The organism is Bacillus sp. 7894-2 (assembly GCF_002272225.1).
GTDB lineage: Bacteria > Bacillota > Bacilli > Bacillales > Cytobacillaceae > Cytobacillus.
The window spans coordinates 1-10,682 of record NZ_NPDG01000077.1 but is presented as its reverse complement, the minus strand read 5'-3'; the positions used below and the strand labels follow the sequence as shown (position 1 = coordinate 10,682).

At 41.6% G+C, this 10,682-nt stretch carries 12 protein-coding genes; 10 read left to right on the top strand and 2 right to left on the bottom strand.

The window, feature by feature from the left end:
* The 6 genes from CHI10_RS22555 to CHI10_RS11825 all read left to right on the top strand — a co-directional run.
* The coding region (locus tag CHI10_RS22555) for a hypothetical protein (protein ID WP_218831303.1) at window positions 1-195 on the top strand (195 nt) is incomplete at its 5' end.
* A 91-nt stretch (window positions 196-286) separates the two neighbouring features.
* Window positions 287-865 carry an RNA 2',3'-cyclic phosphodiesterase gene (gene thpR / locus CHI10_RS11845; protein WP_095244486.1) on the top strand — a complete coding sequence of 193 codons (579 nt, stop codon included), beginning with the start codon at window positions 287-289 and terminating at the stop codon, window positions 863-865.
* Window positions 866-929: 64 nt separating this feature from the next.
* Entirely contained in the window at window positions 930-1,907 is a 978-nt protein-coding gene (locus tag CHI10_RS11840; protein ID WP_095244485.1) for a nuclease-related domain-containing protein, read from the top strand.
* Window positions 1,897-2,865, top strand: a complete 969-nt coding sequence (locus tag CHI10_RS11835; protein WP_095244484.1) for a diacylglycerol/lipid kinase family protein — start codon at window positions 1,897-1,899, stop codon at window positions 2,863-2,865. Before CHI10_RS11840 ends, CHI10_RS11835 begins: the two co-directional genes overlap by 11 nt.
* Before the next feature lie 63 nt (window positions 2,866-2,928).
* Window positions 2,929-5,079: a type I pullulanase gene (gene pulA / locus CHI10_RS11830; RefSeq protein WP_095244483.1), complete on the top strand. Its 2,151-nt coding sequence runs from the start codon at window positions 2,929-2,931 to the stop codon at window positions 5,077-5,079.
* A gap of 460 nt (window positions 5,080-5,539) precedes the next feature.
* Window positions 5,540-6,313, top strand: coding sequence for a phosphotransferase family protein (locus CHI10_RS11825; RefSeq protein ID WP_095244482.1), 774 nt, complete (start codon window positions 5,540-5,542; stop codon window positions 6,311-6,313).
* A 3-nt stretch (window positions 6,314-6,316) separates the two neighbouring features.
* Here CHI10_RS11825 and CHI10_RS11820 read toward each other — a convergent pair whose 3' ends face one another.
* Entirely contained in the window at window positions 6,317-6,595 is a 279-nt protein-coding gene (locus CHI10_RS11820) for a YtzH-like family protein (protein ID WP_035330369.1), read from the bottom strand.
* A gap of 233 nt (window positions 6,596-6,828) precedes the next feature.
* On the opposite strand from CHI10_RS11820, the gene trmB reads away from it, so the two are divergent.
* Both trmB and CHI10_RS11810 read left to right on the top strand, forming a co-directional pair.
* On the top strand, window positions 6,829-7,467 hold the full coding sequence (gene trmB / locus CHI10_RS11815; protein ID WP_095244481.1) for a tRNA (guanosine(46)-N7)-methyltransferase TrmB: 639 nt from the start codon (window positions 6,829-6,831) through the stop codon (window positions 7,465-7,467).
* 144 nt (window positions 7,468-7,611) lie between these two features.
* Entirely contained in the window at window positions 7,612-8,454 is an 843-nt protein-coding gene (locus tag CHI10_RS11810; RefSeq protein WP_095244480.1) for a YtnP family quorum-quenching lactonase, read from the top strand.
* Window positions 8,455-8,500: 46 nt separating this feature from the next.
* On the opposite strand, the gene CHI10_RS11805 is transcribed toward CHI10_RS11810, so the two are convergent.
* Window positions 8,501-8,815, bottom strand: coding sequence for a PepSY domain-containing protein (locus tag CHI10_RS11805; protein ID WP_095244479.1), 315 nt, complete (start codon window positions 8,813-8,815; stop codon window positions 8,501-8,503).
* Window positions 8,816-9,035: 220 nt separating this feature from the next.
* Between CHI10_RS11805 and CHI10_RS11800 the strand changes: the two genes are divergently transcribed.
* Both CHI10_RS11800 and CHI10_RS11795 read left to right on the top strand, forming a co-directional pair.
* Complete coding sequence (locus CHI10_RS11800) at window positions 9,036-10,109, top strand: M42 family metallopeptidase (protein WP_095244478.1); 1,074 nt, start codon at window positions 9,036-9,038, stop codon at window positions 10,107-10,109.
* Between the two features lie 54 nt (window positions 10,110-10,163).
* The gene (locus CHI10_RS11795) at window positions 10,164-10,676 is read left to right on the top strand and encodes a DUF84 family protein (protein ID WP_095244477.1); all 513 of its coding nucleotides are present in this window, start codon (window positions 10,164-10,166) and stop codon (window positions 10,674-10,676) included.
* Window positions 10,677-10,682: the final 6 nt, after the last annotated feature.

The following is a 10,682-nucleotide window of genomic DNA, read 5'->3' as shown; positions in this document are numbered from 1 at the left end:
ATTGATAGGCCAAAAACAACAATAAATACGAAAAAAGCCTTATTTAATAACAAGGAAGTTTACTCTATAGAACTATTATCTTTGTTATTTTATGTCAATTTGTTTAATATCATCCTGATAAAGGAAATCTATATCTATCCGTATTATATCCATCATACTAAAACAGACTATTCCAATCAAATCAAAAGGAATTAGAAGGGATACAAAAATAAGAGAACAAACAGAAAGTATCTGCCAATTTTAACAGATGTTTGTTAAAATAAGTGGAAATATGGAGGAATATCAAGTGTCTAAACAAATGAATGCTCATTTTTTCTTTGCGGTGAAATTGCCGGAAGAAACAAAGGAAAAGTTGAAGGAATATATGGAATGTGTAAGTCTCAAACTGCCTTTTAGCCGCTGGGTTCACCATGAGGATTATCATATTACATTAGCATTTCTGGGATCGGCCCCTGAAGACAAACTGCAGAAAGCTGTCAGGCTTGCAGCTGACTCGATCAGAAACGAAAAATGTTTTAGGCTGAAAATATGCAAACTTGGCGTATTCGGAAAACAAGACGCGCCAAGAATTTTCTGGTGTGGAACACAGCAGGACATGCATCTTCAAGACTTAAGATTGAAGGTATATTCAGCCTGTCAGGAAGCGGGATTTGAGCTGGAGACAAGACCGTTTAAGCCACATATCACCATGGCAAGAAAATGGGCCGGCACTGGTCCATTTCAGCAAAGTCTGCTCGATGTTAACAGTCCATTTAAAGACGGGCACCTTGAGTTTGAGGCTTCAGAAGTTGTTCTATATCAAACTCATCTGGATAAATCGCCGAAATATGAAAGCATTGCCATCTTTCCGCTATTGGCGGAATAAAATAATTACATACTTAAACAGTAAATGATAGATAGAAAGTTATTTACGAAAGCAGGCTAGGAGAATGGGACAGTTAATTAAATTGCAGGATTATGTATCACGTTACCAGCAGGACATTTTTGTTTATCCTTCCCGTTTTGTCAGGCTGAAAAAACAGCAGTGGGATAAATGGCATAAAGCGTGGGAATCAAATGAATCCTTTACCCCGCAATCCGTGCAGCATGATACTGCGGGCACAGCGGACTGGTCCGGTGAAGAAAAAGAGCCGCTGATGGAAAAACTAAAGGGGTTATTAAAAAGGGGCAGGAATGAAGAATTTGAGCAATATGATCCTATCGAAAATAAAGTGAAAAAGGAGGAAGATGTGCTTGAATTTGAAGCCTCCTTTGCTGTACGTCCAGAAACAATTGAGAATCTAAAACACCAGTTTCTGGACCAGCTTTACCGGTTCCAGATGAAATGGGCAACCTCCACACTAACGGAAAAATCATTTCCCGATAAGCACTACTATTATGATGAAAAGCTGAAGTATTTTCTGCAGAGATATCCGGATACGTATCTTGTCATGTATAATCCGATCTTTTTATTGAAAAGGGCTCCGGTTGAAACAGAAATTATTGTCATAGGACCGACAGAGGTATGGTGCATCAGCTTTTTGGAGCAGGAGGATTCGGCGGTATTCACAGGTTCAAAGGATAGATTCTGGACAAAAAAGGGAAAAGGGGAAGAAAAAAAAGTTCTGAATCCGCTGCTTGCATTAAATAGAACAGAAAAAATTATCCGAAAAATATTTGAAATTCATTCTATTGAATTGCCGGTTAAAAAAGCTGTACTTACGCGAAATGGCTATATTGATTATCCTGCAGCACCGGCAGATGTGCAGCTGGTCGAGAAAAGGACCTATGATCAATGGTTTCAGGCAATGAGAAGTCAGCGTTCTCCCCTCAAGCATGCTCAATTAAAAGGAGCACAGGCATTGCTTCAATATTGTCAGACTGCATCAGTCAAAAGACTGGAGTGGGAGAATCGGAATGAATCCTGAAACGTTCCACGGGGATAAACCACTTATATTCATTATTAATCCGCAGGCGAAAAATGGCTATTGCCTTAAAGTCTGGGGAAAGGTTGAGCAGATGCTGAAAGAGAAAAATATCTCGTACTCCGCAGTTAGGACAGAATACCGCGGCCATGCCAGGGAATTGGCAAAGATTTATATAGAACAGGCAGGCGGACAAAGATTGTATCTTGTTGCTGTGGGCGGAGACGGAACGGTTCATGAAGTAATGAATGGCGCGGCGGGTCATCAGAATGTGACTGTCGGGTTTATTCCAGGAGGGTCCGGGAACGACTTCTCGCGGGGCTTTGATATCCCTAAAGACCCTGGGGAATCTTTAACCGCAATACTTAAGGGAATTAGTCATTCTGTGAAGGCCGATATCGGAATGATTAGACACACGGATGGGAAAACAACATATTTTATTAATAATATGGGTGCAGGATTTGATGCACTGATTTCCCGGAAAGTAAACAATTCAAAGATCAAGGGTATCCTGAATCAGCTTTCTCTGGGCAAATTTGTATACGCTCTCTTTCTTATAAAAGAGCTGTTTTTCTATAAATGCTCTGATCTTGAAATCATCATTGACGAAAAAAAACATCAAATAAGGTCAGCCTGGTTTATCACTATTTCCAATCAGCCATTCTACGGAGGCGGTATGAAGATTTCTCCGGATGCAAACCCTTTTGATGGAATTCTAAATGTTACGGTAGTCCACAATATATCCAAGATTAAACTTTTGTTTGTATTTGCCTCTGTCTTCAAGGGGAGACATATAGGATTTAAAGAAGTTGCAATCCTGCAGGGCAAAAATATCAGCATTCGTTCTTCACACCCCATCCCTGCCCACGCAGATGGCGAGGTTCTGGACAGCACACCAATTTCAGCATCTGTTTGCCCGGAATTCATTTCAATAATTAAAGGATATGTTAAAGAAGGGTGATGATTTTTAGGAGAGAGCTGCTCTTAAATTACCGTCCTACTAAGCAAAGGAGCTGAGTTCGGAATGATAACGATTGAACGGACTTTTAATGCATACCTGGATGAAATGCACATCATTACGATTCTACTTCCTTTCAGCTATCATCAGGGACGTTCTTCCGGTTTCTCTCTCCTTTCAGACGTGGAGGAAGAGATTCCTGCAGACATATTGCAAAGCAACCCGATTGAGGACGCCGTTAAATATACATGCAAAATAGACCATAATGTGGAATTCGGGAAACAATACTGGATAGTGGATGAATATGGAGGGAAGACAGACCTGCAAATCGGAGCGGTCATTCGAACAAGTGATTTTGATGAGAAGTTCTATTATGACGGACCGCTGGGTATATCGTACAGCAAAGAAAAGACGTGCTTCAGGCTCTGGGCTCCGACAGCTGCAATGGTAAAGCTGAAGTTAAAAGGAGCATTGGAGGGGGAAGCGGAGCTTTTTCCGATGACAAGAGGAGAGAGGGGAGTCTGGAGCTGTGAAGTAACCGGCGACCTCGATCGTTTTCTTTATTCTTTCCTGGTATGCATTAACCTGGAATGGAAAGAAGCTGTAGATCCATATGCTGTGTCCTCGGCTATGAATGGTGAATATGGGGCTGTCGTCAATCTGGAAAGTACAAAAATAAAGAAGCCGGATCTTCCGCCGCTCCATCAGCCGACAGATGCCATCATATATGAAACACATATCAGGGATTTTACCATTCATCCAAGGAGCGGTGCACAACAAAAAGGCCTTTATCTGGGAGTGGGCGAGACAAACACTGTTGGCAGTGACGGGGAGCCGACATGCCTGTCATATGTCAAACAGCTCGGTGTAACTCACATTGAGTTTCTGCCTGTCCATGACTTTGAAGGTGTAAATGAAAAAAAACCAAAAGAGGAATACAACTGGGGTTATAATCCGCTCCATTTTAATGTCCCGGAAGGAAGCTATTCTTCCGATCCCCTGGATCCCTATTCACGGATTAGAGAATTGAAAGCTTTGGTTCAGGCTGTTCATTCCCAAGGGCTTAGAGTCATAATGGACGTAGTCTACAACCATGTATATATTCGTGAGCATTCTTCTTTTGAAAAAATCGTACCGGGCTATTTCTTCCGCCATGATCAATATGGAATGCCTTCAAATGGCACCGGAGTTGGAAATGACTTTGCTTCTGAGCGTCTGATGGCCAGGAAATTTATTGCTGATTCCGTATCATACTGGATGAAGGAATATCAAATTGATGGTTTCAGGTTTGATTTGATGGGTATCCTCGATATCGAAACGATGAATGAGGTTCGCAGAATTTCGGAATCAATTGACCCTGCTGTCATTATCATTGGAGAAGGCTGGGATTTGAATACCCCTATACCGGAAGGCCGGAAAGCAAGCATCCGCAATCAGGAAAAGCTGCCGGGAATCGGACAATTCAATGACTGGTTCAGAGATTCCATCAAAGGCAGCACCTTTAATTTATATGATAAAGGATACGCGTTAGGGAATGACCATTACTATGATGCGGCAAAGCAGGTATTGGCCGGAAGCATTGGCCTCGAAAAAAAAGAGAATGGGATCTTCCTCTCCCCATCGCAATCAGTAAATTATGTGGAATCCCACGATAATCACACTCTATGGGATAAGATCCTGGTTTGTTCTGAAAATGCGGATCCGATGACACAGCAAAAAAAGCACCGATTGGCAACCGTAATGGTACTCCTGTCACAGGGAATCCCATTTCTGCATAGCGGACAGGAATTTTATCGGACCAAAGGAGGGAATGGAAACAGCTACCGAGCTCCAGACTCCATTAATCAACTGGACTGGGAGAGAAAATCACGTTATTTCGATAATGTTGAATATATTAAAGGGATGATCAGCATTAGAAGGTCAATTCCTCTTTTCAGGCTTGCAGATGCGGAATTAATCCGCAATTCCATGCGGTTCATGGATATTAAAAAACCGCTAATTGGATATGTCTTAACCAGCTCTGATCAAAATGCCGGGTGCAGCCATGCTGCAGTTATTATCAACCCTTCAGCGACGGAAGAAGAAATCTTGCTTCCGGATGGGGATTGGGACCTTATTGCGGATGAACATACCGCCGGCAATTCCACCATACGTAAGATAAGCACCAAATTCACAATTCCGCCAATAAGTTCATATGTACTGGTTTGCAGAAAATAGAAAAAATCTGATAAGCACACAAGCTGCGGCTTTTTTCTGCAAACATTACCTTTAATTGGGAAATGCTGATGTAAAGACCTGAAAAAACATCATTTTTCCTGATGATATTCCGTAAACCTAAATAGATGCACTTGACGAAAAAAGCCAGTAAGAATAAAATTTATAAAGATGGCTATTGTGAGGAACTTACATCAATAGCTCTTTTTTTATTTTAAGTTCCCATTACATGGCTGGTTTTGTATTTGCTGTTTACTTTTGTGCATTATTGGTGCTTTACTTAATTAACCTGATAAACAGCTATATTTGCGTAAATGCATTATAGTCGAATAGAACATAACATTACTAAGCAACGGCCCTTTTATAGGCCATGGCAAAATAAGTCTTGATCAAAAAACAGGGCTTATTTTTCAACTCAAGCTATTTAACAACCAATGGCTTATTGAATTGCAGGTGAACAATTTTGGAACATTTATTTGGACATGACTGGGAGATTGTTCCCGCCGGAGGGGCGACAGGGGAAGCTTTTTATGCAAAGAACGATGAGCAGAGGCTTTTTCTTAAAAGAAACTCTTCTCCTTTCCTGGCGGTTCTATCTGCGGAAGGAATCGTCCCGAAACTTATCTGGACAAAAAGAATGGAAAATGGGGACGTTATAACTGCCCAGCAATGGCTTAATGGACGGGAGCTGAAAGCTTCTGACATGAACCGGGAAAGCGTGGCTAAGCTTTTGAGTAAGATCCATTCTTCAAAGCCGCTGCTTGGTATGCTGACAAGAATGGGGAAGTCTCCGCTGCAGCCTGAAACTCTTCTGCATTTGATTGAGGAAGAGCTGGACTGTGATCTGAAGGAGCAGGCTGCTGTTATTCAGTCAGTCGATTTCCTGAAAAAAGAAGTTTCGCACATCCGCTGTGAAGAAAATACGGTGTGCCACTGCGATGTGAATCATAACAACTGGCTGCTTGCGGAAAACAACCAGCTGTACTTGATTGATTGGGATGGAGCCATGATAGCAGATCCCGCCATTGACCTGGGCATGCTGCTATATTGGTACATTCCTAAAGAAGAATGGCCGAATTGGCTTGAGCGGTATGGCATTCAATTGACAGATGATTTGCTGCTCCGCATGAAATGGTATGTGATTGCACAGACTTTGACATCTATTCAATGGCATAAAAATAAATTCAGATTCCAGGAAATGGACAAGTGGCTTTCTTACCTGGATGAGCTTCTTTGAGATTTACGAAAATTGATCAATATCCTGTACCCATTGTGATAAATCATTCTGATGGGATTCAATGTGGGTATCCAACTGGGAAGAATTGATTCCATGCTGACTGTATTCATAAATTTCTTCTAATACTGTTTTTACGTTTTGATTAATGTTTCCGTTGATCATTAATGACTTAACGAGGCGTTCCAATTGTTCACATTCTGAAATAGAGCCACAGCAATCTGTCTGATGGTTGCTTAAAATATCTTTTAATAAATTTAATTGATCCTGGTGTCCAAGCGGCATGAAAAACATCCTTTCTGTTGAATCTTTAAAATAAATGCAAAAGGAATTCACTTTAGGTTGTGGATTCCTTTTTTATTTATTCATGCGGGGATGTAATTTAAGTGATTAAATGCCATCAGGTTAAACTGCTGGCAAGGGATAAACCAATTTAGCAAATCCCTCTAAAAATAAAGTTGCATCACAGGGATGGGCATGATATTGTTTGAACGATATTAATTTTTAGGAGTGTCAATATGCGACAGCGAAATAAACCTTGGGCAAAGGATAAGTTGGCCGACTATCCTCAATACGTAATTTCAGAACCTGAAAAGAATAAAGGAAAATGGAATGAAGCATTTGATAAAGATCAGCCCCTTCATATAGAAATTGGGACAGGCAAAGGCCGCTTCCTAACTGGTATGGCGAAAGCAAACCCGGATATTAACTATATTGGAATCGAGCTGGCTGAGAGCGTTATTGTCACCGCACTGGATCGGATCATTGAGGAGGAGCTTTCAAATATAAAGCTTTTGAATGTAAACGCAAATGATCTTCGTGATTTCTTTGAAAAAGGCGAAGTCAATCGTGTCTACCTCAATTTTTCAGATCCATGGCCTAAGAAGCGTCATGCAAAACGCAGGCTGACTTATAGAAGCTTCCTGGAAATTTATGAAGATATTCTTGTGGATAAGGGAGAAATCCACTTTAAGACTGATAACCAGGGACTGTTTGAATCTTCTCTTATGAGTTTTTCCGATTATGGCATGCTGCTGACATTTGTCAGCCTCGACCTTCACAATAGTGATTATGAAGAAAACATCATGACCGAATATGAAGAAAAGTTCTCATCAAGGGGAAGCCGTATATTCCGGTGTGAAGTGCAATACAGATAATTGAGTCTATCCATATGGATAGGCTTTTTTATTGATATTCAAACATGAATAATTTAAATATTTCTACAAGTAAGCGCTTAAATGTTATGATGTTATAAAGATAAGCGAGCGCTTGCTCAGAAATATTAAATGGAGGAGATACTCATGGAAACATTGGAGTTAAAGAACATAAAGATATCCTGGCTTCGCGGCGGTGTCACATATCTTGACGGTGGAGCCATGTTTGGTGTAGTTCCGAAGCCTTTGTGGTCAAAAAGATATCCATGCAATGAAAGAAATCAGATCGAGCTGAGAACAGATCCCATTCTTATTCAATTTGACGGCAAGAATATTTTAGTCGAAACAGGTCTGGGAAACGGGAAACTGAATGAAAAACAGAAGAGGAATTTCGGAGCGCTTGAAGAGTCGTTTGTTGAACAGGATTTAGCTAAGCACGGTTTGTCCCCTGGAGATATCGAATATATCCTTATGACGCATCTTCATTTTGATCATGCCTGCGGACTGACAAAACCGGAAGAAGGAAAATTCTCGTCTGTATTTCCGAATGCCAGAATCATCGCATCACGGGTTGAATGGGAGGAAATGAGAAATCCTAATATCCGCTCCAGAAATACATATTGGAAAGAAAACTGGGAGTCCATTCAGGATCAGGTGGAAGTGTTTGATGGAGAGTGGACAATCGGCCCTATTAAAATGGTGCATACAGGCGGCCATAGTGACGGACATTCCATCCTGGTTATAGAAGATGAAGACGAGACCGTTATTCATATGGCTGATATAATGCCAACACATGCCCATGCAAATGTTTTATGGGTCCTCGCTTATGATGACTACCCGATGGATTCCATCAGCGCCAAGGAAAAATGGATGGAATACGGCATGAAAAGAAATGCTTGGTTCACTTTTTACCACGATGCTTTTTACAGGGCAGTCAAGTGGGATGAAGCAGGAAATATGCTTGAAAAAGTGGAAAAGGAAAAAAGCTAAAAAATCCCCATCCGGGGATTTTTTAATACAACTCGGCTGCTGGCGATTAATGCAGCGGGAAGACGTCCAAAATGGTTCCAGTCTCCGCATCGGCAATGAACTCATACTGCTCGGCTTCCTCACCGGAAAATCTTGAGATGCCGCCCTTATAAACCTGATATTTTAAATGGCCCTTTTCATAAGGTTCAGCTTTCATTTGAATCCATGATCCGCTTATCGGACCATCCTGTTTAAAAGCATCCTTTGCATTAGCTAAAGCTCTTTCAGGGGAAACAGCAGTTTTTTGCGAAAGCAATTCCCTTGCTGCGTATCCGCTTGCCAAACCAACTCCTACACCTAACATAAAAGATTTCCAATTCATAATAGCACCTCCCCAGGCTGATGATAAAAGTAATTCATTATTAAAATTTTCTGTTTTCCAAATCTATCTTACCAAAAATAGGCTGGAACTAAAATAAATATTGCATTTCGCCAGTCGAAATTTCCTGTCTGAAATGGTGGAAAGACGTATGAAAGTTCTGTAAAATAAAATTATACATACTGTAATAGACAATCTAAGGATTGAAAAAGGAGAAGAATAGATGAACGAAAATACTTTGCAGCTTTTTAAAACATTGACAGAGTTGCCGGGGGCACCTGGAAACGAGCATTTAGTCCGGAAATTCATGCGTGAACAAATCAGCCAATATACAGATGAAGTTGTCCAGGATAAGCTGGGAGGCATCTTCGGAGTTAAAAGAGGCGATGAAAGCGGTCCGACTGTAATGGTAGCAGGACATATGGATGAAGTGGGATTCATGGTCACCAGCATTACAGATAATGGAATGATCCGTTTTCAGACACTTGGAGGCTGGTGGAGCCAGGTTTTACTTGCACAAAGAGTACAAATTATTACAGATCATGGACCTGTGACAGGAGTTATCGGTTCCATTCCTCCGCATCTTTTAGACGAAGCCAAGCGCTCAAAACCGATGGAAATAAAGAATATGCTGATTGACATTGGGGCGGATGACCGTGAAGATGCCAAAAGAATAGGCATTAAGCCAGGGCAGCAAATTTTGCCGATCTGTCCATTCACACCAATGGCAAATGAAAAGAAAATTTTGGCGAAAGCCTGGGATAACCGTTACGGATGCGGCTTGGCTGTGGAGCTTTTAGAGCAAGTCCAGAATGAAGCTCTTCCCAATATCCTTTTTTCAGGAGCAACAGTTCAGGAAGAGGTTGGCTTAAGAGGTGCACAGACAGCAGCGAATATGATCAATCCTGATATTTTCTTTGCGCTGGATGCGAGCCCTGCCAACGATATGACAGGGGATAAAAACGAGTTCGGGCACTTAGGCAAGGGAGCTTTGCTTCGGATACTGGACCGTTCAATGGTAACACACCGGGGCATGAGGGAATTTGTACTGGATACAGCCGAAACGAATAACATCCCATATCAGTATTTCGTCTCACAGGGCGGAACAGACGCCGGAAAAGTTCATGTATCAAACGAAGGTGTTCCCAGCGCAGTAATCGGCATCTGCTCCCGCTATATTCACACACATGCATCTATCGTGCATGTCGACGATTATGCAGCGGCAAAAGAATTGCTTGTTAAACTTGTAAAGTCTTGTGACCGTTCAACAGTAGAGACAATTCGTCAAAACAGTTAATCAGATGAGACAGCAGGTGCTGTCTCTTTTTCCTGTCAAAAGAAAGGAGCATTTATGAAAATCATCATTGGTTCAAAAAATCCTGCAAAGATTTCGGCAGTACAGGCGGCCTTTAGTGATTATGAAGCAGACATTATGTCCGAAGATGTGCCCTCGGGAGTGAATGATCAGCCGTTTTCGGATGAAGAAACCATTAAAGGGGCCATTAACAGAGCTTTTGGAGCACTTGAGATATCCGGAGGTCAAATCGGCATTGGGTTAGAGGGAGGTGTGCAAAAAACAGAATATGGGCTTTTTCTCTGTAACTGGGGGGCTCTGGCGGAAAAAGAAAAGCCTCCGATTATTGCAGGCGGAGCAAGGATTCCTCTTCCTGAAGCTGTTGCAAAAAGGCTATCAGCTGGCGAAGAACTGGGCCCTGTCATGGATGATTATGCACAAATAGAAAACGTCCGTAAAAATGAAGGAGCAGTTGGAATTTTTACAAATGGGCAGATTGACCGTGCTGCCATGTTCTCGCATGTCATGAAGCTTCTTATCGGGCAATATGAATATAGAAAAAGGGGATAGCTTAGC

Excerpts from the sequence above, each read along its gene's own strand:
- CHI10_RS11840 (WP_095244485.1), top strand. The coding sequence starts at position 930 with ATGGGACAGTTAATTAAATTGCAGGATTATGTATCACGTTACCAGCAG.
- CHI10_RS11835 (WP_095244484.1), top strand. The coding sequence starts at position 1,897 with ATGAATCCTGAAACGTTCCACGGGGATAAACCACTTATATTCATTATT.
- pulA (WP_095244483.1), top strand. The coding sequence starts at position 2,929 with ATGATAACGATTGAACGGACTTTTAATGCATACCTGGATGAAATGCAC.
- CHI10_RS11820 (WP_035330369.1), bottom strand. The coding sequence starts at position 6,595 with ATGCCGCTTGGACACCAGGATCAATTAAATTTATTAAAAGATATTTTA.
- trmB (WP_095244481.1), top strand. The coding sequence starts at position 6,829 with ATGCGACAGCGAAATAAACCTTGGGCAAAGGATAAGTTGGCCGACTAT.
- CHI10_RS11810 (WP_095244480.1), top strand. The coding sequence starts at position 7,612 with ATGGAAACATTGGAGTTAAAGAACATAAAGATATCCTGGCTTCGCGGC.
- CHI10_RS11805 (WP_095244479.1), bottom strand. The coding sequence starts at position 8,815 with ATGAATTGGAAATCTTTTATGTTAGGTGTAGGAGTTGGTTTGGCAAGC.
- CHI10_RS11800 (WP_095244478.1), top strand. The coding sequence starts at position 9,036 with ATGAACGAAAATACTTTGCAGCTTTTTAAAACATTGACAGAGTTGCCG.
- CHI10_RS11795 (WP_095244477.1), top strand. The coding sequence starts at position 10,164 with ATGAAAATCATCATTGGTTCAAAAAATCCTGCAAAGATTTCGGCAGTA.